Raw genomic sequence first — 24,738 nt, forward strand, 5'->3', positions numbered from 1 at the left:
TCAGCTGCGCTGATTGGCAATCCATGCGTCCATACGGCGCTCCAGGGCATCCAGCGGAATCGCACCCGCGCCCAGCAAATGGTCGTGAAAAGCGCGAATATCAAACGCGTCACCCAACGCCTCTTCGGCGCGTTCACGCAGCGCCAGAATCTTCAGCTGGCCAATCTTGTAGGCGAGTGCCTGCCCCGGCCAACCAATGTAGCGGTCAATTTCGTTGACGATATCGGCTTCGCTCTTGCCCGCATGCGCCGTGAAGTAATCGATGGCTTCCTGACGGCTCCAGCCAAAGTAATGAATGCCGGTATCGACCACCAACCGCACCGCACGCCACATATCGTAAGTCAGCTGTCCGTAGCGTGAGTAGGGGTCGGTATAGAGTCCCATCTGATAACCGAGCCGCTCAGAGTAGAGGCCCCAACCCTCGATAAACGCCGTCTCCCCTCCCGTAGTGCGGAACAGGGGCAAGCCCTCGAGCTCCTGGGCCAATGCGATCTGCAGATGGTGGCCTGGCACCGCCTCATGCACCGACAGGACTTCCATTTCGTACTTCGGCCGCACCTCCGGGCGATACAGGTTCACGTAGTAATAGCCCGGCTGGGCACCGTTGGCTGCTGGCCGGCTGTAGTAGGCGGTTGTTGTGTCGGGGGCGATAGTATCGGGGATCGGACGCACACCGTAGGGCATGCGCGGCAACTTGCCAAACAGTTTGACCAGCTGCGGATCGAGGCGCTTGGCAATGGCCAGGTAACCCTCGAAAAGTGCCTCCGGACTGTTGTAGTAGAACTGCGGATCCGAACGCAGGAACGCATTGAAGGCCTGCAGGTCTCCCGCAAAACCGACACTGCGTTTTACGGCTTCCATCTCCTCCAGCAGGCGGGCCACTTCGGCCTTGCCGACTTCGTGGATAGCCTCCGGCGTCATGTCGGTGGTGGTGAAATAGCCGGCGAGGAAGCGGTACAGCACCTTGCCTTCGGGCAGGCTGCCGATGCCCGGCTGTTCGCGGCAGGCAGGCAGATAGGTGGCGAGGAGAAATTCGCGGAATTCAGCCAGTGCCGGATTCAATTCCCGCTCAATCACCACACTGGCCTCGTGCCGCAACTCAGCCATCTGGGCTTCGTCAAGGCCCGCGGTGGTGCTGTTAAACGGTTTGTAGAATGGGCTATCCTCAGGTTCACCCGCCAGCAAGCGGTCGATTTGGGCGGGAACACGTTTCATGACGACGCGCGCCTGGGTGCGCTCCTGGCGAATACCCTCCTGCAATAGCGCGCGGTACTCAGCCAACAGCTGCGGCAGCTGCTGCAGGCGTTGCAGCCAGTCGCGGTAATCGCGCTCGCTATTGAAGGTCACGCGCTCCTGCAAGGTGTGCAGGTGTTGCGGTCCTGAACGCATATTGATCGGCATCAGGTAGAGACCAAGGGCGTATTCACTGCGCTCGCTGCGCAGGCGCCGCAGGAGCATGGCATGGCTAAGCTGCTGCTGCTCGTTCAGGGCGTCTACATCCACCGCTTCAAGCTGCATGAGAAAATCAGCGCGCTGTGCGTCGCGCTGTGCGTGCGCAGCCAGGCTCATATCGCCCCAGCGGTCATTGGCACCGGTGTCCCCGAGGTAGGTGCGCAACTGCGGTGATTGCTCCAGTGTCCAGGACCAGTGGGCATCCACTATTGCGTTGAATCTATCGGCCGGAGCAGCAACCGCGCAGGTGGCACCCAGCACGAGCAAGGCAAAGAGTAGAGATTTCATACAGGCCTCCTGTCCAAAAGGGGAATCATACCTGCACCAGACGCCGTGTGTCGTGGGTGCTCATGGCAGGCCTGCCACCCTCCGCATCACCATAGGCGCCATCGCTGCGGACGTCCTCCGGCACTCGTGCTAATCTCTTGAGTGGTCTTGCCAGCGTTTGCTGCGCCTGTGACGTTCGGGGTATTGATGATCTGGTTGAGCTGTATTGTGACCGCTGCAGCGCTGCTTGTTGCGATGCTTGTTTGCTGGCGGGTGTGTGAACAGAAAGCGGAAAACAACGCCTGGCAGGAACTCGCCGGCACGCTGTCCGGCGCCAGTGAAACGTTCAACCCCGCGATGGTCGCCGATCTTCCCGAACCGGCTCGGCGCTACTTCAACTTCACCATCCAGCCCGGTACCAAGCTGGTGCACGCAGTCGAAATCGACATGACCGGGGAGCTGAGCCTGGGCACAGCTGAGGCGCCCGCCTACCGCCCCATGAGCGCCCGCGAGATTCTCTGTCCACCCGGCGGGTTTGTCTGGTCGCTGCGGTGCGGCGCTATCAGCGGCACAGAGGGTATTCTCTACGGCAGGTCCTGGACCCGTTTCTGGTTGTTAAGACTGCTGCCCGTAGCGCGCAGCGGCGGGCCGGATCACCTGCGCTCGGCGTTTGGGCGTCTGGTCGCCGAGAGTGCCTTCTGGGCACCCGCCAACCTGCTGCCCGGTGCGGGCGTAACCTGGGAGGCACTCGGTGTCGACAGCGCTCGTGTGACCCTGCTGGCAGGCCCGCTGCAACAGTCCGTGGAGATTCACGTGGATGCAGAGGGTGCGCCCGAGTGCGTCATCTTCCAGCGCTGGAGCAATGCCAACTGCGATCAGGCTTATCGACTACAGCCCTTCGGTGGTGAGCTTTCCGGATTTCAACAATTCGATGGCTACCGGCTACCCACGCGCGTGATCGCAGGCAACCACTATGGCACGCCGGACTACTTTCCGTTCTTTAAAGTGACCGTCACGGACGTGCGTTTCCCCTGAACGGAGCAACATGCTCACACCACGCGCTACCCTCACCGGGCCGGCCGGTGCGGGGGGTAGCGCGATCACGAGCAGCGCCGCGTCAGTCCTGCGGCAGTACGAGGTATTTCTCACCCGTTGCGCGGCGATTGTAGGCTTCTATCGCGTCGAGACTGAGCGCCTCGGCGAGCGTGACCCGACGCGTATAGTGGCTGGCAAAGGTCGTCTTGATTTCCGCCGCCACCCGCGCACGCATCTCGCCCACCTTCTGGTGACCGGCTTTCTGCAAAAACAGGGGCAACAACCAGCCGCCAATGTTCCACGCAAACCCGAAATTCCGCGTCAGCACCGTTGGGCCCAGGTCGAGGGCGCCATAAATATACAGCTGCTTGAACGTGTTGGACCCGTAGCGGTTATACTCGGTCATCTTGCGCGCCGCGACCGCCTCCATGCTGTTGAGAATGGTGCCGCCCAACTTGCCGCCACCGATGGCATCAAAGGCAATCGTCGCATCCGTGGCATCCAGCGCTGCCAGCAAATCCTGCTGGAACGACTCGGACCCGGAATTCACGACGTATTCTGCTCCCTGCGACGTCAACAGCTCACTCTGTTCGGTTTTGCGCACAATATTCACCAGCGGAATGGCGTCAGCCTGGCACAGCCGGTTCAGCATCTGCCCCAGGTTCGACGCGGCCGCCGTGTGCACCAGCGCCTTGTGACCCTCCATGTGCAACGTTTCCACCATGCCCAGTGCCGTCATCGGGTTGACGAAGCAGGACGCACCCTCAGCGGCTGATGTCCCTTCATTCAGCACCAGGCAGGCATGCGCGCTGACACAGCGATACTGGGCAAACATCTCACCGCCAAATGCGCCGACGGTTTTGCCCAGCAGGGCCTGAGCGGCATCGGAGCTGCCCGCGGCGACCACGGTACCGGCGCCCTCGTTGCCCGCCGGCAGCGCCTGCCCCAGGCGCGCCTGCACGAGGCGCATGGCCGAGGCCGGAATATCTGCGGTGATGACCGGACGCTCAGCACTGCCGCTATTGCGTGCGGTGCTCATGTCGGCCGGCCCGAACAGCAGGGCGAGGTCAGACGGGTTGATCGGCGCCGCCTCCACGCGCACCAGAACCTCGTCAGGGCCGGGCTGTGGCAGAGCGACGTCCTCCAGCCAAAGCGTCAGGGTGTTGTCATCGTTCACGCGCGTACGCAACTGCAATCCAGTATCTGCCATGCGGGTTTCCTCTCTTTGTAGGCTGGCAACAAGCAGGCACTATAGCGGATACTAGTGGCAAGTGCTTCACTCCCCGCCACCAGGGCACCGGAACACCAATCGATGAATACGCTGCAGGAACTGACCCGCATTGTGCAAGCCGCCGCCCAGGCGGACCAGACCGAAGACCAGGTAAAGCTGATCGTCGAAGCGATCCACCGCGCAATCGCGGTCGATGTCTGTAGCCTGTACATTGCGGCAACTGATGGCGCCATGGTGCTGGTAGCCAGCCACGGCCTGGACCAGCAGGCCGTGGGCTACAGCCGCTTGCCCGCGGGCCGCGGCCTGGTGGGTCGCGTGGCGCAAACGCGACACCCCATCAATGTGGCCGAGGCCGCGTTGCATCCTGATTTCTGCTACCTGGCGGAAACCCGCGAAGACGAATTCATCAGCTTCTGCGGGGTTCCCGTGGTACGAGCCGGTGCCGTTATCGGTGTGCTGGTGGTGCAGTCTCGCGAAGGCCGCCTGATGTCCGCGGATGAACAGGCGTTTCTGGTAACGCTCTCGACCCAGTTGGCCCTGGTGCTGCCACCCGAACCCCTGGCGGTGCATGCGCCGGCCAACGCGGTGCGGCGGGTGCGGGGTGTGAAGGGTGCACCCGGCACCGGCATCGGCAACGCGTGGCTGTGCGAGAACATCGACCTCTACGCTGTTCCCGACCGCCCCTGCGAAGACCCCGCCGCCGCGATCAGCGAGTGGCACCAATTGCTGGCTAAAGTGAGCGATGACGTCGAGAACGAACGCAGGCAACTGGGTGAGCAGCTCTCGGAAGGGGTCAGCGCGGTATTCAAGGCCTACCAGATGCTGCTCAACGACCCGGGGCTGCGCCTGGGTGTGGAACAGGCCATCGCAGGTGGGCAATGGTTACCCGGTGCGCTGCGGCAAGTCGTGCATCACTACGCCGAGGTGTTCCTGGCCATGGAGGACCCCTATTTACGCGCGCGCAATGAAGACCTCCATCACCTCGGCAACAAACTCTACCAGTCCTGGGCCGGTGCCAGTGGCAATGCGCCCGCCGACGATCACGGCCCCCTGGTGCTGGTTGGCGCCAAAGTGAGCGTGTCAGATATTGCCGCCTGTGATCCGCTGCGCCTCGCGGCCATCGTCTGCTACGAGGGGTCGAGCCTGTCACACACGGCGGTGCTGGCCAACGCGCTGGGGGTACCCGCCGTCATGGGAACCGGCAAGTTGAAGAGCATTGATGACGGCAGCCCCCTCATTGTGGATGGCAATACAGGGCAGGTCATACTCTACCCCAGCCCCTCCATCCGGCTGGAATTCGAGCGGCTGCAGCGCGCCGAACAGGCACTGAAGGGGGAGCTCGCGAGCCTGCGGGACGAGCCAGCCACCACGACGGATGGTGAGCGGGTGCGGCTCATGGCCAACACCGGCCTGCTGGCGGATATTTCGCCGGGACTCGCCAACGGTGCCGAGGGCATCGGACTGTACCGCACTGAAATGCCGTTCATGATCAGCGAGACCTTCCCCTCGGAAGAAGAACAGCTGAATATCTACCGCCAGGTACTCGAGGCCTACCGCGGGCGCCCGGTATATATGCGCGTCCTCGATATCGGCGGCGACAAACCCCTGCCCTACTTTCCGATACACGAGGAAAACCCCGCCCTCGGCTGGCGAGGCATCCGTTTCTGCCTGGACAACAGTTCGCTGCTCATGACCCAGGTGCGCGCCATGCTGCGCGCTGCTGAGGGCGGTGCAGACCTGCATATTCTCCTGCCCATGATCAGCAACAGCGGGGAAATCGCCGCTTTTCAGGGCGTGCTCGACGATGCCCTGCAACAGTTGCAGGGTGAGGGCGTTGACGTGCGGCGGCCCCGGGTGGGCATTATGGTCGAGGTGCCAGCCGCCATATCGCTGCTACCGGCCTGGGCAGGCCGCCTGGATTTCATCTCCATCGGCTCCAATGACCTCAGCCAGTACCTGTTGGCGCTGGACCGCAATAACCCCCGCGTGGCGGGGGCCTACGACCATATTCACCCGGCGGTATTGCAGGAGATCGCACGCATCACCGCCCATGCCCGTGCCGGTGGGCTGCCGCTCAGCCTCTGCGGCGAGATGGCAGCAGACCCCGCAGCGGTTGTATTCCTGCTCGGCATCGGCATTCGCACCCTGAGCATGAGCGCGTCGAAGCTGCCGCGAATAAAGTGGTTACTGCGCTCCATGTCAGCCCGGGACGCCGCCGACCTCGCCCGGCAGGCGCTCACACTGGATAACAGTGCTGACATTCGCGCGCTGCTGGAGGGTGCGCTGCATCAACGCGGCCTTGGGCGCCTGCTGGGCAGTGAGTGATACACTCCTGCGTTCACGCTATCGGGAAAAGACATGACGGCTCTGGACAAGGACAATCAGCCCCTGGCGGGCGAACGCCTGCAACGACATATCGAGCGCGCGCTGGCACTGACTGAGGTACCACAGAGCCGTGATCTGCAAATTGCCTACCAGCTCATCAAACGCCTTTTCCGGCCGGTGGTCAGCGGCGTAGAGCATATTCCCGATAAACCGTGCCTGTTCGTGGGCAACCACAGCCTGTTCGCACTGGACGGCATGATTGTTGTTTCGATGCTCCAGCAACAGTACGGACGTTTCCTGCGCCCGCTGGGCGACAAGTTCCTGTTCACGCATCCATCGCTGGAAAATGCCTTGCTGGCACGCGGTGCGGCCATGGGCCACCCCGACGTCTGCCGCGCGCTGATGGTCCACGGACAGGACCTGCTGGTGTTTCCAGGCGGCGCGCACGAGGCCGTGAAGCCCAACCGGCTGCGCTACCAGCTGCAGTGGAAGGAGCGCTTCGGCTTCATTCGCATGGCCGCGGAACACGGTTACACCATCATGCCCTTCGGCATCGTTGGCCCGGACGAGTTCTACGATCACCTGATCGAGAGCGAAGCCCTCCCCGACTCACTCCCGGGCAGGTTCCTGCAGCGCGTGGGCCTGCTCACTGACGATACCCGAGGCGACGCCCTGCCCCCGATTGCGATGGGTGCACTCGGCAGCCTGCTGCCAAAACCCCAGCGCTGCTATCTGGGCTTCGGCCAACCTGTCAGCCTCGCGGCCTACGCCCGGCGCAAACCGGGCAAGGTGCAACAGCGCAAAATTCGCGACCAGATTGCCGGTGAGATCGAACAGCAGCTGCGCGAACTCCTTCTGCTGCGAGAGCAGCAACGCGGCGAGAACAGCCTGCTGCGACGTATCCTGACGCTGTGACAGGCAGGCTGCGCTAGTCCGCCATCACCCGCGCCAGCCGCGAGGGCTTGCGCCAGGTTGAACCGCGCAGGCGCAGCAAGTAGACAACCGCGAGCGCCAGCAACATGGCCACAAAGCCCCACCAGCTTACCAGTGGCCCTACCTCCAGATGCTTGATCATCACGTACTGGGCGACCAGCATCAGCACGTGCAGGCTCATTGACGTGTTCATCAGCCAGCGGGTGTCTCCAGCGCCACGCAATACACCGCTGCAGACCAGTATCACCGCATCGGCCACGACATAAGTGGCCATACCCAGCATCATGCTCGCGCCCAGGCTGGCAATTTCGCTGAAGTCCTCTCCGGGCGTGGCGAACACCATCATCAATTCGTAGCGGAACAGCACAAAGAACAGCGCCAGTACCACCGAGAAACCCAGCGCAATGGTAAAACCCGCAGCGATAAGCTGGCCCGCTCGCGTCATATCCCGCGCACCGACGTAGCGGCCAATCATGCTGGTAACCGCAATATTCAGGCCGATCAACGGCACGTAGTTGAGCATGTCCCAGTTGAAAACAATCGCCATGGCCGCGCCCTCGGCGATGCCGTAGGACTGGAACAGCAGCAGAAAGAAATTGAACGTTGCCGCACCGACAAAGGTCTCGAAGCCGGAGGGCAGGCCCAGCCGCACGTAGCGACGTAAAATGCCCCGGTCGAAGCGGAACGAGTCAGCCACGTGAAATCGCTCACGGTGAATGCGGTTGAAGTAGAACGCCGCGTAGATGAACAGGCTGCAGGCCGTGGCAATCACCGTGCCCAGCGCCGCCCCACGGATGCCCAGCTCCGGAAGCCCCAGTTTGCCGAAGATCAATGCCCAGGTCAGCGGGATATTAATAAGCACACCCAGCACATCGGTAATCATGACAACGCGGGTTTTGCCAATGCCACAGAAGTACCCCGCGACACAGGCCTTCAACAACGCAAAAAACGCGCCGCTCATCATCACGAAGTAGTACTGGCGCTCCAGAACAACCTGTTCGGGTGGATGGCCCATGGCGGAAAACAGCCCACCCATGCCCCAGGCGATCACCAGCAGCAAAGGCTGACACGCCAACGCCATGATCGCGCCCTGAGTGAGTACGCGCGGGCATTTTTCCAGTTGCCCGGAACCGTAGTACTGCGCCACCAGTGCCGTGGCGTAGGACATGATGCCGATAAATAGCGACACGCTGACGAAAAAAGTGACACCGCCGCCCAGCGCCGAAGCGATATGCAGGGCGTCAATGCGGGATAGAAAAAAGCGGTCGGTGAATACCATCAGCGCGAACGCACTCTGCGACACCACCATCGGTAGCGCCATGCGGAGCAATTCGCGTGTTTGACCCGTGCTGAGCATTACCCTCTCCAGCGGTGCATGCGAGATGCCCGCCGCTGACTATGGCACGCCACCTGTTACCTCAGACATCGCACCGTAGTCAGCTTTGCTTGCAGAAAAAGGGCGACATTATAGGCTCGGGCGGTTGAAGTGCCAGTGCAGGGATGGGTAAAAAGACCAGCGGCAGTTCGGCGCGACGAACGCCAATCTGCCCAGTGCCGACAGCGCCCTAGCGTTTGGGGATGCCCAGGGCGGCGAGGTTTGCCGCCATATCCTGCGCCGCGGTGGCGGGGCTAATGGAACGGTCGATCTTGAGAATGGTGCCGTCAGCGCCAATGTAGAACGTATGGCGTTTGGCGAACCCCATCATGGCCAACACGCCATAGGCCTCCGCAACCTGTTTGTCGGGGTCACTCAGCAGCGGGAAATCCGCCTCCGTCTCCTCGGCGAAGCGCCGATTCTCTTCCACCTCATCCACGCTGGCCATGAAATACGTTACGTCGTATTCCCGGATGAGATGGCCATTTTCGGCCAGTGACTTGCACTCCACGGTGCAGCCCGAGGTGAAGGCGCGCGGATACCAGGCCAGCACCACAGCCTGCTTGCCCTTGAAATCGGCCAATGCATGGCGCTTGCCATCACTGCCCAGCAAGCTGAAATCAGGGGCGGGATCGCCCACCGCCAACGCCTCGGCCATGGCAGGCGCCACACAGGCGAGGGCCAGCAGCAGCGTGATTGATCGAATGATGTTCATGTGTACTCCAGTGTCAAGGTTGGGCGCATTTCCCTGTGGACAAACTCCGTAGTAAGGTACGCGCCTGTTAGCGGCTGGATCACCGCAGCACAGTATCCGCCGCCCTGTTGACGCTGACAAACCCGGATACTGCCATGCCCAGCCTAACCCGAACACTCTGTTTTCTGCTACTCGCCAATGCACTGGCAGCCGCCACGGCCCAGGCCGGGGACGAGGGCAGCTGGCGTGTAAACGACCCCGATTTCTCCGTCCCCGCCACCCGCGCCACGATTGATGTGAGCGAGGGTACGTGGATGAGTATTGACGTCTCGCCGGACGGCAAACACATTGCGTTCGACCTGCTTGGCGACCTCTACGAAATCCCCCTGCAAGGCGGCCCCGCAAAACCACTGACCAGCGGCTTCGCCTGGGACATGCAGCCCCAGTACAGCCCCGATGGTCGCCACATCGCATTTACCTCCGACCGCGACGGCGGTGACAACCTGTGGGTGCTGGAACGGGCCAGCGGCGAATTGCGCCAGGTGACCTTCGAAGAGTTCCGCCTGCTCAACAGCCCGAGCTGGAGCCCGGACGGCAACTACCTGGCGGCGCGCAAGCACTTCACGACCTCCCGCTCCCTCGGCACCGGGGAAATCTGGCTGTATCACCTGGGCGGCAGTGAGCAGACCAGTGGGCAGATGCTGGTTCCCCGCCCCAGCCCGACCTTCCAGAAAGAGCAAGGTGAGCCGGCCTTCAGCCCCGACGGCAAGAGCCTGTATTTTTCCCTGAACACCACCCCCGGCGACACCTTTATCTACCACCAGGACAGCAACACCGAGCTGTTCCAGATCCGTCGGCTAGACCTGGCCACGGGCGATGTCAGCACAGTTGCCGGCGGGCCTGGCGGTGCGGTCCGCGCCACACCGTCGCCGGATGGCAAGCGTCTGGCCTACGTCAAGCGCGTGCGCGCGCAGTCGCGACTCTTCGTGCAAGACCTCGCAAGCGGCACGGAACGCATGCTGTTTGATGGCCTGGACCTGGACATGCAGGAAACCTGGGCGGTGCACGGCCTCTATCCCACCATGGAATGGACGCCAGACAGCCGCGACATCGTGTTCTGGGCGCAGGGCAAGCTCTGGCGCCTGAATACTGCCGATGAGTCGCTGGCCGAAATCCCCTTCGAGGTCAGCGGCAGCCGCGACGTCTATCCTGCTGTACGCTTTCCGGTAAAGGTCGCACCGGAAGAATTCGATACCCGCATGGTCCGCTTTGCCACGCCTTCGCCGGACGGCAAAGCCGTTGTGTTCGAGTCTCTGGGGCGCCTGTATGTGAAACGTGGCGACAATGCCCCACAACGCCTGACGAACGGTGACACAGACGGCTTCGACTACGCACCCGTGTGGAGCCCCGATAGCCGCGAAATCCTTTTCCTGCGCTGGAGTGACAGCGAGCTCAGCCGCATTCATCGCGTAGCCGCGCGCGGTGGCAAGGCGCGTGCACTGGACCACCCGAAAGGCCAGTATACCGAGCTTGCCATTGACCGCAGCGGTGCAACCCTCGCCGTGCGCAAACTCGCCGGCAGCGCTCTGCTCAACCCCGAGTGGTCGGTGCAGCCGGGCATTTATCTGGTCGAGCGCAAGTCCGGGGACATGCAGTTTGTCAGTGCGCGCGGTGAACACCCGCACTTCGGCCCCAACGGCCGCCTGTATGCCCAGGAACGCGCCGAAAGCGCCAGCGGTCGTGGCAGCAGCACCGCCAGCACGGTGCTGATTTCCATGTCCCGCAGCGGCCACGACGTGCAGCCGGTGGCCAGCGCGGAGCTGGCCACGCGCATCCAGCTCGCGCCCGACGGAGAGCATATTGCCTTCATCAACGGGCATCAGGTGCACCTCGCGGCAACCGCGCCCAGCGCGGGTGAAACTCTCATCCTGGACGCGGCCAAACCGGCCTTCCCTACAGTGCGCCTGAGCCGCGTGGGCGGTGAATACCTGGCATGGAATGCCGATGGCAGCGCCGTGAGCTGGAGCACCGGGGCTGAATTGAAGACCGTGCCCATCGCCGACGCCATGCGCCCCGGCTTCAGCCCTCCGCAGAGCGGCACCAAACTGAGCATGCGCGTCGCTGCGGCGCGCCCCGACACGCGCCTGGCACTGACCAACGCGCGGGTCGTCACGCTGAATGCACAGCGCGACGTGATCGACAGCGGCACGGTACTGCTGGAAGGCAACCGCATCCGCGCTGTGGGGGACAGCAGCCTGACTATCCCCGATGGCTTCCGCCAGGTTGATCTCGACGGCAAAACCGTCGTGCCCGGCTTTGTCGACATACACGCGCACGGCCCCTACGGCCGCGCCGACATCATTCCGCAGCAGAACTGGGATCTGCTGGCTCACCTGGCACTGGGCGTTACCACTGTGCACAACCCGTCCAGCCAGGCCTCGCTGGTATTTGCTGCCGCCGAATACGCCCGCGCCGGACGCATCCTCGGGCCGCGTATTTTTTCCACGGCAGAGATCATCTACGGCGCAAAATCCACCTACTATGCCCCGGTGGAAACACTCGACGATGCCCTGGCACACGTGCGCCGGCTCAAGGCCCAGGGCGCGGTCACCGTCAAGAACTACAACCAGCCGCGCCGCGACCAGCGCCAGATGGTGATCGAAGCGTCACGCCGCGAGGGTGTGATGCCCGTGGCTGAAGGCGGCGCGCTCTACCATATGGACATGAACCTGATTGGAGACGGCATTACGGGTGTCGAACACAACGTCCCCACCTTGCGTCTCTATGACGACGTGCTGCAATACTGGCGCCAGAGCGAGGCCGGCTATACACCCACCCTCGTGGTGACGTTCGGTGGCCTGACCTCGGAGGACTACTACTACCAGGACACCGAGGTGTGGAAGCACCCGCTGCTCGCCAATTTCGTGCCGCCGGCGGTGTTGCAACCGCGGTCAGTGCGCCGGCCAATGGCACCGGAAGCCGACTACCGCGACGATGATGCAGCGGCGGCAGCCAAAGCACTGCTGGACGCCGGCGTACTGGTCAACACCGGGGGTCATGGCCAGCGCGAGGGGCTGGCCACGCACTGGGAGATGTGGAGTTTTGTGCGCGGCGGCTTCACGCCCATGGAAGCGCTGGCTGCGGCCACCATCAACCCGGCACGCTACCTGGGTATGGATGCCGACCTCGGCTCTCTGGAGCCCGGCAAACTGGCTGACCTGGTGATTATCGATGGCAACCCGCTGGAAGATATCCGCCATACCGACCACATCAGCCACGTGGTGCTGAATGGACGCGTGTACGCGGCGGACTCGCTGTCAGAGGTCTTTACCGGCGACAGCACCCTGCAGCCCTTCTACTGGCAGGGCAAGCCGGAATCGGCGATTCGCTGAGACGCGCTGCGCTCAGGCAGAGCCGGATGGCGCGCCAGTGCGTGCCAACATCCACTCTGCCAGCGCCTGGCGTGCTGCGGCGGCACTGCGCGGCTGGCGCAGGGAAGCGAACCAGCGCGCCAACTGCCGGCGCTCCGCATCGCTGACATCCGCCAATAGCGCCGTATCCAGTTGCAAGGCACTGCGGTCAGCGTGGGTACGGCTGCAGAGACGCTGTTGATGCAGTAACGCCCTGCCCAGCAGAACAAACGGAAAGTTGGGGTTGCGCGATGGCCCGTAGCTGACCAGTTTACCGCCACTGGGAATGCCCTTGACCCGCAGCTGCGCGATTTCATCGGCGTACCGCAAGGCCGCTACGCCACCGGAAGTGGCGCCCAGGGTGCCGCTGATTAGCGTTCCCAGGCCCCCGGTAAGCCCCGCCGTCATGCCATCCAGCGCCAGGCCGGTGCCGCCGCCGAGCAGCGCACCCGCCGACGCGGCCACCAGCGTCAGCGCGCGGCGGTCCAGCCCCCAGAGGTACCACTGCTCCACGTTGAACAGCTCAGAAGCCTCCAGGTCGATATCCAGCTCACTGCGCTGCAGGCGATGATAGTGATACACCTCCTCCACCTGGCGCCGACAGCGGCGCTCGCGCGCCTGCAGCTCGTGTTGGTAACGGGTGAACAGCAGATCCTCGACCGGCTTTACCGGAAATCCCTCCGGCACCCGCTGCGACAACTGAAATGTCAGCGCATCGGCAATCCACTCGGTAATCAGGGACGCCGCCTCACGGTGCTCGCGGCCCCGCTCGCTGCGCAAGACTGCCACGGCGCGGTCCAGTGCCTGTCGCCACTGCTCGTCCAGATGCCCGAACAGCACCAGCAGCTCCAGCTGCTTTTCCGCTTCGGCGCGCTGCGCATTGAACAGCCGCACGGTCTGGAAATACTGCCCCAGCCCGGCCTGCCACTGGGCCACATAGTCTTCATTATCGATGGGGTTGATCAGCGCCAGACTGGGGCGTCCGGTCCAGCGCAGAATGTCCATTTCCGCTTCGTAGTCCGCTCCGAAGGGCACCGAGCCATCGACGACATAAATGATACCGGCGCCATCAACAATGGGCTGCAGCAACGCGCACTCATCGTGAAAACGGGCATCGCCGCGATGTTCGGAGACAAAATCGCGCACCGCCCGTGGCCGGCTGGCAGCGTCCTCGGCGTGTGCGCGCAGCCATTCGAGTACGGCGCGCGCACGCTGGATGCCGGGCGTATCCACCAGCGTGTAAAGCGTTTCGCCATCCACGCGCATGGGGAACTCACGCGCTTCCCGGGTCGAGCCCGCGCGGGCTTCGATGCCCACTGAGTCGTCTCGCGCCAGTGTGGCGACAATGCTGGACTTGCCTTTATTGGGGCGCCCAACCACCGCAAAAACCGGCGCCTTCACGCGGCCACCACCGGGTTCAGCAACTGCACATCTACGCCCTCAAAAGGCAAGCCGCGAGCAAACAGGCGCCAGTCCTCCACCTTGCGATGCGGCAGCGGACGGCCAGGCAACGGCACCAGCAGAATGCTACACCGGGAAACGGCGGACAGAGGCTCCAACAGATCTGACAATTCCGCGACGGGCGGCTCCCAACCTTTCACGGCCAGATAGAGCCGGTCGATATCCTGCAGCGGCAGCGCCGCAAGGGTGCGCTGATCAGCGGCAAGGTCGCCACTGGCCAGGCTCGCGTTCTGCGCCGGTTGTCCATCCGCCAATTCTTCGTAGCTTGCAGGGGCACGCTCACCGAAGGCCCCCGCCACCTCCAGCAGCAGTGCCCTTGGCCAGGTGGCGCGCGGAATGTCGTCACGCAAGCCGTCGCCCCCGGTGCTGACAACGGCTGGTGACGCGGCATCCGCCAAGCCGCCAGTGGCGACCAGAGGCGCCTGCATGCGCGCCAGTACGCGCTCGACGCCCGGATAACCCAGCAGGCTGGCAATCAGCTGGCGTCGATACAGCCAGCGCGACACTACATAGAGACACAAGCGTGGCAGCAGGCTGTAAACCAGCAGGCACAGCAACAGAAAACCCCACCAGCCGCGCATACGCTCCAGGTGCTGCGTATCCAGCATCTGGAGCGCCGCGTGATAGCGGCTAGCGCGCAACAGTTCCGTATCGATGGTTGCCCCCGGCAACAGTTCCCGCCAGGGGCGCGCCAGGGAATCGACCAACCACTGCATGAAATGATCACTGAGGGGATAGGTAGAGCCCCACACGAAACCGTAGTTATCCACAGCAGGCAAGACAATAAATGCCACCGCCGCGCCCGTGGCGAACAGGGCGCCCACGGTCTGACCGTGGCGTAAAAAAAGCAGGCGCAAAAGCGGCTGTGCTTCACGCAGCGCCCGGCTATCGGGCCAGCGCCGGCGCAACACCCAGCGCATGGGCTGTACCGGTAACGCCGGCGGCACGCGGCCGCGCAGTAACTGAAGCAGCGCAAGCAGGGAACCGGCCATCAACAGCCATTGCAGCCCAACAAACAGCAGCAACCAGAACAACACATTGACCAGCGCCTGGGTGCTGCCGAGCAACAAACCCGCCATGGCACCGAAACCGGCGATCAGCGCGAGCACATTCAACAGTATCGCCGGATTGGCACCGCCGGCCCAGACGGGCTGGTGATGCGCCTCGGGATCGACAGCGTGCAGCCAGTAGCGCAGCCGTTGCCAGTCACCTTTACCGCCGCAGCCCTGGCCAATCTCCCGGTCGCGCTGGCGCAGCTGGTCTAGCGGAAGGTCCCGGTCGTGCTGGAGCTGACCGGCAAGGTGGTAGAGATCACTGATGTCGGGAGACGCGATGGCCATGTCCTCGGTGTTCGCTGGCTGCACTGACGTGTACGATACAGGCAATTCACCCTGAACGGGAACCGGCATGACTGCAACACACTCCCACCCCTGGCCTATCCGTTGGGACCTGTTGGTGCGCTACCGCTACATCGAAACCATTGCGCTGTGGGAAGGTCGGCTGACCACCCGCCACCTCTGCGAGACGTTCGGCATCGGCCGCCAGCAGGCGAGCAAGGATATCAATCGCTACATCCGCGATATCGGCCCCGGCAACCTCGTCTACGATACATCCCTCAAAGGCTATATGCCGGCAGCGGAGTTCCGGCCGCGGGTAACCGAAGGTGTTGCCGACGAATACCTGCACCTGATGGCGCGCAACAATGAATTGTCCAATGTGTTTGAGTCGCTGGCGCTGAACGTGGCGAACATCGAGGTGCTGCGGGTGCCGGTACGCGATGTGCGCCCCGAGGTGCTGCGCCCCATTATGCAGGCTGCGCGCCAGCGCAAGCGTCTGGAGGTGGACTACGTTTCCCTGCACAACCCCGACCGGGAGGGGCGCATCATTGTACCGCATACGCTCGTGTTTACCGGCTTGCGCTGGCATGTGCGCGCCTGGTGCGAGAAGAACCAGGCCTATCGCGACTTTGTGCTCAGCCGCTTTCGGGACATTCCTGAAATACTGGATGATTCCCGCCAAGGCGTGGAACAGGATGACGACTGGAACACCCACGTGACCTTGCGTGTTGTGCCCGACCCGCGTCTGCACCCTGCCCAGCAACAGGTTGTGGCAACCGACTACGGCATGCAGGATGGCGCTCTGGACATTACGGTGCGTGGGCGGCTGGTTCCCTACGCCCTGAAACTCCTGCACATCGACCCCGAACCGACACTGGCGGACCCCATGGCGCAGCAGATCGTGGTGGAGAACCGGGCGCAACTGGCGCCCTGGCTGTTCAGCGCAGGGTGAGGATGATCTTCCCGATGTGGGCACCGCTCTCCATGAGCTCGTGCGCAGCCGCCGCATCCTGCAGCGGGAATGTTGCCGCAATCACGGGGCTGATATCACCGCTCTCCAGCCGCGGCCAGATATGCTCAAGCAGCTGAGAAGCGATGGCTGCTTTTGCCTCAGCGGACTGTGGGCGCAAGGTCGAGGCAGTGAGCGTCAACCGCTTCAGCAATACCGGCACGAAGTTGACCGGGGCCTCAAATCCGCCCTGGAACGCGATATTCACGATGCGGCCGTCGGTAGCGGCCAGACGGATATTGCGGTTGATGTAATCGCCACCCACCATATCCAGAATGACATCCACGCCGGCACCACCGGTGCGCTCCTGCAGCACGGTTTCGAAATCGTCGTTGCGATAGTTCACCGCAAGGTCCGCTCCGAGTTCTACGCAGGCGGCGCATTTTTCGGCGCTGCCTGCGGTGGCGTACACCGTCGCGCCCAGGGCACGCGCCATCTGAATGGCACTGGTGCCAATACCCGAACTGCCACCGTGCACCAGCAGGCTCTCGCCGGCCTGCAATCCCCCGCGCATGAACACATTGGTCCACACCGTGAAGAAGGTTTCCGGCAGGCCGGCGGCGGCAACAACGTCCATGCCAGCGGGCACAGGTAAACACTGCCCCGCCGGCGCCACGGCCTGCTCCGCGTAGCCGCCGCCATTGGTCAACGCACACACACGGTCGCCCACCTGCCACCCGGTCACGCCCGCACCGACAGCTGCCACCTCACCGGCAACCTCCAGCCCCGGCAGGTCCGAGGCGCCAGGGGGCGCCGGATACAGCCCCAGGCGCTGCATCACATCGGGCCGGTTTACCCCGGCCGCCAAAACGTTGATCAGCAATTCACCGGCCCCGGCGACCGGCGCCTTCCGTTGCGCCGATTTCAATACAGCCGGTGCCCCGGGCTCGCTGATTTCAATGCACTGCATAGACTCCGCTCCGACGACTTATGAGGTGAATTTCTTCATGATATCCACCGGCAGTGGGAAGACAATGGTCGAACTCTTGTCGCCGGCAATTTCGACCAGGGTCTGCAGGTAACGCAGTTGGATGGCTGATTCTTCCGTGGCCAGCATCTTGGCGGCCTCGGCCAGTTTTTCGGCTGCCTCTGCCTCACCCATGGCGTGAATCACCTTGGCGCGCCGTTCGCGCTCCGCCTCCGCCTGCTTCGCAATGGCACGCACCATGGACTCGTTGAGATCGACATGCTTGATCTCCACATTGGCCACTTTGACGCCCCAGGCCTCGGTCTGTTTGTCAAGAATCGACTGGATGTCGTCGTTCAGGCGGTCCCGCTCGGCGAGCATGTCGTCCAGGTCATGCTGGCCCAACACCGAACGCAGGGTGGTCTGGGAAAGCTGGCTGGTCGCCTCCAGGTAATTTTCCACCTGAATGATGGCTCGCTCCGGGTCCACCACACGGAAGTAGATCACGGCGTTGACCTGCACAGACACGTTATCGCGGGAAATTACGTCCTGGGTGGGCACGTCCATTACCAGCGTACGCAAATCCACCCGCACCATCTGCTGCAGTACCGGAATGATCACGATCAAACCGGGCCCCTTGACTTTGTAGAAGCGGCCCAACATGAAAATCACGCCACGCTCATACTCGCGCAGCACCCGGAACATCGACAGCAACAGCACTATCGCCAGCACGATGAAAACGGCACTGAACATCTCGATCTCGAACATCAGGCTTGTCCTTCTGAGTTGATTTCTGTCGACTGTCGGCGAACCACCGCCGTCAGTCCCTCAATTGCCAGCACAACCACTGGCACATCCGCTTGCAGGGGCTCATCACTGCGCGCATGCCAGAGCTCCCCATCCAGCCATACCCAGGGCTCGCCGTCGTGCATGCGTGCCACGCGAGTGCTGTACCCTACCAGCCGCTGCACACCGGTCACCACCGCCCGCTTGCGCGCGCGCAGAACCATTCCCAGGGCAAAGACCAACAAGCCCACACTGAAGACGGTTACCGCCAGCACTATGGGCATCGCCAGTTGATAGGCAGGGAGCGTGGTATCCATCAGCATGATGGAGCCGGTAACGAAGGCCGCTGCGCCTCCCAGGCCCAGTACGCCAAAACTGGGCGCAAACGCTTCCGCCACCATCAGCGCCACACCAAGCAGGAGCAGCCCCATACCGGCATAGCTGATGGGCAGCATCTGCATGGCATACAGCGCAACCAGCAGGCTCATGGCTCCGACGATACCGGGCAGTCCAATCCCGGGGTTGTAGAACTCGATTACCAGGCCATAAATACCCACCAGCAGCAGGATATAGGCCATATTGGGATTGGTGATCACGGCGAGAAACTCACTGCGCCAGTCCGGCGCCTGCTGCACAATTTCCGCTCCCGCCGTGTTCAGCACCCGCGCCTCGCCGTCGACCTGCACGATGGTGCCATCGATGTTCTGCAATAACAGCGGGAGCGAATCGGCCAGCTGCTCGATAACGCCCGCGGCCAACGCATCCTCCGCCGACAGGCTCACCCCATCGCGTACAGCGCGCTCCGCCCAGTCGCCGTTGCGGCCGCGCAGCTGCGCCAGGCTGCGAATGTAGGCAACCGCATCATTCACCACTTTGCGTTCCATGGCCGTGCTACCTGCGCCATCGGGTGGGGTGGCTTCGCCATCCTGCGCCTCGCCCTCGCCCGGCAATGTGGGCAAGCCACCCCCGCCCAGCTGAACAGGCGTTGCCGCACCCAGGTTGGTGCCCGGTGCCATCGCTGCAATGTGTGTGGCATACAAAAGATAGGTGCCAGCGCTTGCCGCACGAGCGCCGCTGGGGCCCACATAGCCGAGCACCGGCAGCGGCGCGGCCAGCACCGCCTTGATCATGTCGCGCATGGCGCTGTCGAGCCCCCCGGGGGTATCAATGCGCAGTACGGCGGCTTCCGCGTCAGCGGCAACCGCCCGCTCCAGGGAGCGAATCGTGTGATCCGCAGTCGCTGGGCCGATGGCACCCTCAATATGAATGACCCAGACCTGCGCTGACGCAGCCGGCGCCAGCAGCGCGCAGACCAGTGCCAGAAAGCACAGGAGATTGGAGGAATAACGCTGAGTAAGCCTGCTCATGAACACCAGTATAGTGCAACGTGGACCACTACGCCGAACTGTGCCCGTGCGCACGCTCTAGGGATTCAGCAGCCGCAGCTCACCGTTCAGGTGGACATCACGCTGGGGAAAGGCGATGACCAGGCCCTCCTCACGGAACAGGGCCTCAATCTGGAACCGCAGATCGCTGCGGATCATGCGCAGCCCACGCTCCGCGGTGGAGTGCACCCAGAAATTCAACTCAAACTCCAGCGAACTGTCGCCGAAGTTGTCAAAGATCACCAGAGGCTCCGGTGTTTTCAAGACATCGGGGTGCTCTTGCGCCACGCGATACATCAAGGTTTCGGTAAGCCGTACATTGCTCTCGTAGGCAACACCCACGCGCACGGCGGTGCGCACCAGATCATCCACCAGTGTCCAGTTGGTCACCGTATTTTCCAGCAGCTGGCTATTGGGTATGAGCAAGTGCACGCCGTCAACGCGGCGTATGCGGGTCGAGCGCGTGCCGATGGACTCCACGGTGCCGCGCACCTCACCCAGCTCAAGAAAGTCGCCGATCTTGATGGGGCGCTCCCACATCAATATCCAGCCGCTGATGAAGTTGTTGATGATGTTCTGTGCACCGAAACCAAAGCCAATTGCCACGGCACCCGAGACAAAAGCAAAGGCCGCCAGCGGCACACTCAACAGGTCCAGCGTGGACATGCCCACAATCGCCATGCCGAGGATGAGATAGGCGCGAAAGGTGAGCTGCACAACATTGGGGTCGATGTTGCGCTTGAGCATGCGTGAACGCAGGAAGCGGCCACTCCACAGCACAAAGAAAATCCCGCCGACCAGCAACGCCAGTACCGTCAGCACCTGCGCCATGGTGATACTGACATCGCCAAAAACGATTAGAGGCACCTGAAGGATTCGGTTAAGCTGTTCCATGCAGAGTTTCCTTGAAGGGTTGCGGATACATGATCAGGGCAAAATTACTCTCTTCGCAAGGGCAGTACCAGACCGGCGACGAAGCGTTGATCGCGCTGTGGCGCGAACAGGAGAGCAGTACCCTCTGGCTGGACCTGGAAGGCGAACTCACCGCGGACAGGCAGGAGCTGCTCGCCGCACTCAACTGTGACCGGCTGGCAGTGGCCGACTGTGTGCGCACCCGTCATCCGCCGAAAGTCGAAGAATTCGACCACGATACGTTTATCCTCTTTCGCGGCATGACCAGCCTGGACGACGACCTTGAGCTGCAACCCATGCCGGTGGGGATGTGGGTGAGCAAGCGGCTGCTGATCACCACTCACCCAGGCACGGCCATCAGTGTAAACCACTTCTGGGACCACGAAGAACAGGAGTTGCTACTGAAGACGCCCAATGTACTGGCGTTGCGCATCCTGCACTACGTAGGAGGGCGCTATCTGGAAAAACTCATGGATTTTGAGGATACTCTCGCCGGGCTGGAAGACGCCCTGCTCACCGACCAGACCGATACCGTAATGAAGGAGCTGGTGGTCTACCGCTCCCGGCTGCGCAAGCTGTTGCGCATTTTCAATTACCACGAAGCACTGGCCGAGCACATTCTCCACAGCGGCACCTCACACCTGGGGTCAGGCAAGGACAAGAGCCATCACGTGCGCCGCGACCTGTTCGACCGCTGTGAACGTCTGCAAACCCTGTGCTCCATGTATTACGAGATTTGTGGTGATCTGGTGGAAAGCCATATTTCCATCAGTTCGCACCAGCTCAACCAGACCATGAAAATCCTCACCATCATCACCGCCATTTTCGTCCCGCTGGGATTTATCGCTGGCCTGTACGGCATGAACTTCCAGTACATGCCCGAATTGCAATTCCGCTACGGCTACTTTGTGATCCTGGGGCTAATGGCCGTACTGGCGGTGGGTATGCTCACCCTGTTCCGGCGGGTGCGCTGGCTGTGAGCCTGCAATTCCCCCTTCACGGGCAAGGGCTTTAACGCTATTGTTCAGGCAAGAAAATACTATAACAACAGGTAAGTCCTATGCGCCCAGTGAACCTCGCCGATGCCGGCTTCCTGATGATGGAGAAACGCCAGACCCCGATGCACGTTGGCGGTCTGCACCTGTTCAATTACCCCAAGGGCGTCGACCAGCGTAAATTCCTGCAGGAAATTCTCACCGCCCTGCGCACAGAGGAAGAGTATCGACGCCCGTTCGGCGAGTACGTCACGACCGGCCGCGCAGGGCCGCTACGGCTCTACTGGGAAACCGACGACCATTTCGACATCGACTACCATGTACGGCATTCCGCCCTGCCCCAGCCCGGTCGCTACCGCGAGCTCTTCATGCTCGTTTCGCGCTTGCACAGCACGCTACTGGACCGTACCCGCCCCCTGTGGGAAACCCACCTGATCGAAGGGCTGCAGAACAATCAGTTCGCGCTCTATAGCAAGGTGCACCACGCCGCCACCGATGGCGCCTCGGCGATGCACATGATGAATGCCATGTACTCAAAGAGTACGCGCACCCGGGCACGCCACTCCGCGCTCTCGCACGAAGCCTATGAGCGCTACAAATCCCAGCGACTGCCGCCGGCGACCGGCCGTATCGAGCCCCGGGGGCGGGAGTTGAAAAACGTGTTGGACGCGTTGCGCCAACAGTATGACACGACCACCAGTCTGATGAGTGCCTTCCGTCAGTTCGGGGGCGCCTTTTTCGGCCGCAGCGGCAGCCTTGCAGTGCCTTGGCATCAGGTGCCACGTACGTCTATCAATACCAACGTCACGGGTTCCAGGCGGTTTGTGGCGCAATCCTTCGACTTCGAACGCGTACGCGGTGTCTGCAAGGCAACCGATGCCACTGTAAACGACGTGGTGCTGGCCATGTGCGCCGGTGCCCTGCGTCGCTACCTCGCAAGCCAGCATGAGCGCCCACCGAACTCTCTGAAGGCCATGGCGCCCGTATCGCTGCGCGATGCCAGCGACCTCGATTCATCCAACGCCGTCGGTTTCATTACGGCCGACCTGGCCACCGACATTGCCGATCCGGAGCAGCGCCTGCGCAAGATCCAGGCCTCCATGGCGGCCGGCAAAGACCTGCTGCGCAGCATGTCGCAACGTGAGGCGACGCTGTTCATGCAGATCACCCAGGTACCCGCGCTGCTCTCATCCGTACTTGGACTCGCCGGCCATTTCCCCGCTTTCAGCACCGTCATATCCAATGTGCCGGGGCCGCGCGAGCAGCTTTACTGGAATGGCGCCAGTCTGGAGGGCGTTTATCCAGCTTCCATCGTCTTCGACGGCTTCGCCATGAACATCACTCTGGTCAGCTACCGCAAACAGCTGGACTTCGGCATCGTGGCCTGCCGCCGCTCCATACCGCAAGTACAGCGCATCATCGACTACCTGGAAGAGGCGCTGGTGGAGCTGGAAGAGCTCGCCGGTCTGCGTACTGCACCCCGGCGCAAGCCCCACACCAAAGCGAAATCGTCAGCCGCCACCAAGCCCAAAAAAAAGCCCACAGCCAAAGCCAAAGCTGGCAAGGCGACCACGAGGAAGCCGGCTGCACGCACCAAACGGTCGCGTGTCAGCAAACCCAAACTGGCGGGCACCGCCACCGTAAAAGGATGACCGGGTAACAATGAGTGAACAGATCCTGATCGGCGGTAACGCCGAGACACAATGCGGGCTGTTGCCACGCTACGCCAACCGCCATGGCCTCATCGCCGGCGCCACCGGAACCGGCAAAACGGTGACCCTGCAATGCCTGGCGGAGAGTTTCTCCGACCGCGGCGTGCCGGTGTTCATGGCGGATGTGAAAGGTGACCTGTCAGGCATCAGCCAGACCGGTACACCCCACCCCAAGGTGGATGAGCGCAACCAGCGCATCGGCATCACCGGCTACCAGCAGCGCGGCTTCCCCGTGGCGTTCTGGGATGTCTTCGGCGAACTGGGTACGCCGGTACGTACGACTGTGACTGAAATGGGGCCCGCACTGCTCACCCGCCTGCTCGACCTGAACGAAACCCAGGAAGGCGTGATGAACGTGGTGTTCGAATTCGCCGACAGCGAAGGGCTGCTGCTGGTGGACCTCGCGGACCTGCGCACCACGCTGGAATACCTCGCCGAGCACGGCTCGGATCTCGGCGCGGGATTTGGGGTGGCCAAGGCCTCGGTGAACGCCATTCTGCGCCGGCTGCTGGTGCTGGAGCGCGAGGGTGGCCGCGCGTTCTTCGGCGAGCCCTCACTGGCGCTCAGCGATTTCATGCAAACCACCCGCGACGGGCGTGGCGTTATCAACCTGCTCGCCGCCAACACGCTGATCCAGAGCCCGCGCGTTTACTCTACCTTCCTGCTCTGGCTTCTTTCGGAGCTGTTCGAAACGCTTCCTGAACTGGGCGACCCGGAGCAACCGGTGCTGGTGTTCTTTTTCGATGAAGCACACCTGTTGTTTCGCGACGTGCCGCGCGCACTGCTGGAAAAAATCGAGCAGGTTGTGCGCCTTATCCGCTCCAAAGGCGTCGGTGTCTACTTCATCAGCCAGAGCCCCAGCGATATCCCGGATGCGGTGCTGGGGCAGCTGGGCAATCGCATTCAACACGCCTTGCGAGCCTACACGCCGCGGGAACAGAAGGCGGTGCGTGTGGCGGCGCAGTCATTCCGCACCAATCCGGCGCTGGACACGGTCACTGCCATTACCGAGTTGGGCGTGGGCGAAGCGCTGGTGTCCATGCTGCAGGACAAGGGTATTCCCGCCCCGGTACAGCGTGTGCTGATCCGCCCCCCCTGCTCCCGCATGGGGCCCGCGACTGCGCAGGAGCGCGCCGCCGTACTGGCACACGACCCCAACCAGCGCATCTACGGCAACGCGGTGGACCCGCGTTCCGCTCATGAGGTGTTGCGCGAAAGAATCGAAGCCGCCAGCGCGCAACAAGCAGCAGATGCAGCGAAGAAGCACGACAAATCCACGACCCGCAGTTCGAGTGGACGCCAGAGCACCAGTGAAGCCTTTATCAAGAGCATGGCACGCAGCCTCGGCTCTGCCGCCGGCAGCAGCCTGGGTCGTAAACTGTTTCGCGGGCTGCTCGGCTCCCTGCTCAAGTGAGCCGCCCGCTGCGCGCCCGATGGAACTCGCCTGTGGTTCCCGCGGTCTACTGCTGACAATCGCCCTGTCATCGCCTGCGCGCTGTCGCGCGTAACAAC

General features: G+C 62.6%; 18 protein-coding genes. 8 read left to right on the top strand and 10 right to left on the bottom strand.

Translation table 11 applies throughout. The annotated features are described in order from the left end of the window. On the bottom strand, positions 1–1,740 hold the full coding sequence (locus EGJ68_RS12020) for a DUF885 domain-containing protein (protein ID WP_123034741.1): 1,740 nt from the start codon (positions 1,738–1,740) through the stop codon (positions 1–3). Positions 1,741–1,947: 207 nt separating this feature from the next. Here EGJ68_RS12020 and EGJ68_RS12025 point away from each other — a divergent pair, with 207 nt between their 5' ends. Next, positions 1,948–2,754 (top strand): DUF6544 family protein, encoded by an 807-nt coding sequence (locus EGJ68_RS12025; protein ID WP_199228016.1) that lies wholly within the window; start codon positions 1,948–1,950, stop codon positions 2,752–2,754. 82 nt (positions 2,755–2,836) lie between these two features. On the opposite strand, the gene EGJ68_RS12030 is transcribed toward EGJ68_RS12025, so the two are convergent. Continuing rightward, positions 2,837–3,964 (bottom strand): zinc-binding dehydrogenase, encoded by a 1,128-nt coding sequence (locus EGJ68_RS12030; RefSeq protein WP_123034743.1) that lies wholly within the window; start codon positions 3,962–3,964, stop codon positions 2,837–2,839. 102 nt (positions 3,965–4,066) lie between these two features. On the opposite strand from EGJ68_RS12030, the gene ptsP reads away from it, so the two are divergent. Continuing rightward, positions 4,067–6,310 carry a phosphoenolpyruvate--protein phosphotransferase gene (gene ptsP, locus EGJ68_RS12035; RefSeq protein WP_123034744.1) on the top strand — a complete coding sequence of 748 codons (2,244 nt, stop codon included), beginning with the start codon at positions 4,067–4,069 and terminating at the stop codon, positions 6,308–6,310. Between the two features lie 33 nt (positions 6,311–6,343). Next, positions 6,344–7,225, top strand: a complete 882-nt coding sequence (locus EGJ68_RS12040; protein ID WP_123034745.1) for a lysophospholipid acyltransferase family protein — start codon at positions 6,344–6,346, stop codon at positions 7,223–7,225. Positions 7,226–7,238: 13 nt separating this feature from the next. Here EGJ68_RS12040 and EGJ68_RS12045 read toward each other — a convergent pair whose 3' ends face one another. Together EGJ68_RS12045 and EGJ68_RS12050 are read right to left on the bottom strand one after the other, a co-directional pair. Then, positions 7,239–8,600, bottom strand: a complete 1,362-nt coding sequence (locus EGJ68_RS12045; RefSeq protein ID WP_233248783.1) for an MATE family efflux transporter — start codon at positions 8,598–8,600, stop codon at positions 7,239–7,241. 208 nt (positions 8,601–8,808) lie between these two features. Then, positions 8,809–9,333, bottom strand: coding sequence for a peroxiredoxin (locus tag EGJ68_RS12050; RefSeq protein WP_123034746.1), 525 nt, complete (start codon positions 9,331–9,333; stop codon positions 8,809–8,811). A gap of 134 nt (positions 9,334–9,467) precedes the next feature. Between EGJ68_RS12050 and EGJ68_RS12055 the strand changes: the two genes are divergently transcribed. Further along, the gene (locus EGJ68_RS12055; protein ID WP_123034747.1) at positions 9,468–12,704 is read left to right on the top strand and encodes an amidohydrolase family protein; all 3,237 of its coding nucleotides are present in this window, start codon (positions 9,468–9,470) and stop codon (positions 12,702–12,704) included. Positions 12,705–12,716: 12 nt separating this feature from the next. Here the strand turns inward: EGJ68_RS12055 and EGJ68_RS12060 are convergent, their stop codons facing one another. Together EGJ68_RS12060 and EGJ68_RS12065 are read right to left on the bottom strand one after the other, a co-directional pair. Further along, positions 12,717–14,123, bottom strand: a complete 1,407-nt coding sequence (locus EGJ68_RS12060) for a DUF3482 domain-containing protein (protein WP_123034748.1) — start codon at positions 14,121–14,123, stop codon at positions 12,717–12,719. Further along, positions 14,120–15,592 carry a DUF2868 domain-containing protein gene (locus tag EGJ68_RS12065; RefSeq protein ID WP_123034749.1) on the bottom strand — a complete coding sequence of 491 codons (1,473 nt, stop codon included), beginning with the start codon at positions 15,590–15,592 and terminating at the stop codon, positions 14,120–14,122. The genes EGJ68_RS12060 and EGJ68_RS12065 overlap by 4 nt, the downstream gene beginning before the upstream one ends. Between EGJ68_RS12065 and EGJ68_RS12070 the strand changes: the two genes are divergently transcribed. Continuing rightward, positions 15,591–16,472, top strand: coding sequence for a helix-turn-helix transcriptional regulator (locus EGJ68_RS12070; protein WP_123034750.1), 882 nt, complete (start codon positions 15,591–15,593; stop codon positions 16,470–16,472). The two genes, EGJ68_RS12065 and EGJ68_RS12070, sit on opposite strands and share 2 nt — an antisense overlap. On the opposite strand, the gene EGJ68_RS12075 is transcribed toward EGJ68_RS12070, so the two are convergent. Genes EGJ68_RS12075 through EGJ68_RS12090 form a run of 4 tightly spaced genes read right to left on the bottom strand, consistent with a single transcriptional unit; the run spans position 16,459 to position 20,501 of the window. Further along, positions 16,459–17,439, bottom strand: coding sequence for an NAD(P)H-quinone oxidoreductase (locus EGJ68_RS12075; RefSeq protein ID WP_123034751.1), 981 nt, complete (start codon positions 17,437–17,439; stop codon positions 16,459–16,461). The genes EGJ68_RS12070 and EGJ68_RS12075 overlap by 14 nt on opposite strands. 18 nt (positions 17,440–17,457) lie before the next feature. Continuing rightward, positions 17,458–18,204 carry a slipin family protein gene (locus EGJ68_RS12080; protein WP_027948374.1) on the bottom strand — a complete coding sequence of 249 codons (747 nt, stop codon included), beginning with the start codon at positions 18,202–18,204 and terminating at the stop codon, positions 17,458–17,460. Continuing rightward, complete coding sequence (locus EGJ68_RS12085) at positions 18,204–19,589, bottom strand: NfeD family protein (RefSeq protein ID WP_123034752.1); 1,386 nt, start codon at positions 19,587–19,589, stop codon at positions 18,204–18,206. Before EGJ68_RS12085 ends, EGJ68_RS12080 begins: the two co-directional genes overlap by 1 nt. A gap of 57 nt (positions 19,590–19,646) precedes the next feature. After that, positions 19,647–20,501, bottom strand: a complete 855-nt coding sequence (locus EGJ68_RS12090) for a mechanosensitive ion channel family protein (protein WP_123034753.1) — start codon at positions 20,499–20,501, stop codon at positions 19,647–19,649. A 29-nt stretch (positions 20,502–20,530) separates the two neighbouring features. Here EGJ68_RS12090 and EGJ68_RS12095 point away from each other — a divergent pair, with 29 nt between their 5' ends. From EGJ68_RS12095 to EGJ68_RS12105, 3 genes are all read left to right on the top strand, one after another. Then, positions 20,531–21,499 carry a magnesium transporter CorA family protein gene (locus EGJ68_RS12095; RefSeq protein ID WP_123034754.1) on the top strand — a complete coding sequence of 323 codons (969 nt, stop codon included), beginning with the start codon at positions 20,531–20,533 and terminating at the stop codon, positions 21,497–21,499. Between the two features lie 80 nt (positions 21,500–21,579). Next, entirely contained in the window at positions 21,580–23,166 is a 1,587-nt protein-coding gene (locus EGJ68_RS12100) for a WS/DGAT/MGAT family O-acyltransferase (protein WP_123034755.1), read from the top strand. Between the two features lie 10 nt (positions 23,167–23,176). Further along, a complete protein-coding gene (locus tag EGJ68_RS12105) occupies positions 23,177–24,640 on the top strand; it encodes a helicase HerA-like domain-containing protein (protein WP_123034756.1) in 1,464 nt (487 codons plus the stop codon). Positions 24,641–24,738: the final 98 nt, after the last annotated feature.

It is taken from the genome of Haliea alexandrii, assembly GCF_003719295.1.
Taxonomy (GTDB): Bacteria; Pseudomonadota; Gammaproteobacteria; order Pseudomonadales; family Halieaceae; genus Haliea; species Haliea alexandrii.

Excerpts from the sequence above, each read along its gene's own strand:
- EGJ68_RS12020 (WP_123034741.1), bottom strand. The coding sequence starts at position 1,740 with ATGAAATCTCTACTCTTTGCCTTGCTCGTGCTGGGTGCCACCTGCGCG.
- EGJ68_RS12030 (WP_123034743.1), bottom strand. The coding sequence starts at position 3,964 with ATGGCAGATACTGGATTGCAGTTGCGTACGCGCGTGAACGATGACAAC.
- ptsP (WP_123034744.1), top strand. The coding sequence starts at position 4,067 with ATGAATACGCTGCAGGAACTGACCCGCATTGTGCAAGCCGCCGCCCAG.
- EGJ68_RS12040 (WP_123034745.1), top strand. The coding sequence starts at position 6,344 with ATGACGGCTCTGGACAAGGACAATCAGCCCCTGGCGGGCGAACGCCTG.
- EGJ68_RS12045 (WP_233248783.1), bottom strand. The coding sequence starts at position 8,600 with ATGCTCAGCACGGGTCAAACACGCGAATTGCTCCGCATGGCGCTACCG.
- EGJ68_RS12050 (WP_123034746.1), bottom strand. The coding sequence starts at position 9,333 with ATGAACATCATTCGATCAATCACGCTGCTGCTGGCCCTCGCCTGTGTG.
- EGJ68_RS12055 (WP_123034747.1), top strand. The coding sequence starts at position 9,468 with ATGCCCAGCCTAACCCGAACACTCTGTTTTCTGCTACTCGCCAATGCA.
- EGJ68_RS12070 (WP_123034750.1), top strand. The coding sequence starts at position 15,591 with ATGACTGCAACACACTCCCACCCCTGGCCTATCCGTTGGGACCTGTTG.
- EGJ68_RS12065 (WP_123034749.1), bottom strand. The coding sequence starts at position 15,592 with ATGCCGGTTCCCGTTCAGGGTGAATTGCCTGTATCGTACACGTCAGTG.
- EGJ68_RS12075 (WP_123034751.1), bottom strand. The coding sequence starts at position 17,439 with ATGCAGTGCATTGAAATCAGCGAGCCCGGGGCACCGGCTGTATTGAAA.
- EGJ68_RS12080 (WP_027948374.1), bottom strand. The coding sequence starts at position 18,204 with ATGTTCGAGATCGAGATGTTCAGTGCCGTTTTCATCGTGCTGGCGATA.
- EGJ68_RS12085 (WP_123034752.1), bottom strand. The coding sequence starts at position 19,589 with ATGAGCAGGCTTACTCAGCGTTATTCCTCCAATCTCCTGTGCTTTCTG.
- EGJ68_RS12090 (WP_123034753.1), bottom strand. The coding sequence starts at position 20,501 with ATGGAACAGCTTAACCGAATCCTTCAGGTGCCTCTAATCGTTTTTGGC.
- EGJ68_RS12095 (WP_123034754.1), top strand. The coding sequence starts at position 20,531 with ATGATCAGGGCAAAATTACTCTCTTCGCAAGGGCAGTACCAGACCGGC.
- EGJ68_RS12100 (WP_123034755.1), top strand. The coding sequence starts at position 21,580 with ATGCGCCCAGTGAACCTCGCCGATGCCGGCTTCCTGATGATGGAGAAA.
- EGJ68_RS12105 (WP_123034756.1), top strand. The coding sequence starts at position 23,177 with ATGAGTGAACAGATCCTGATCGGCGGTAACGCCGAGACACAATGCGGG.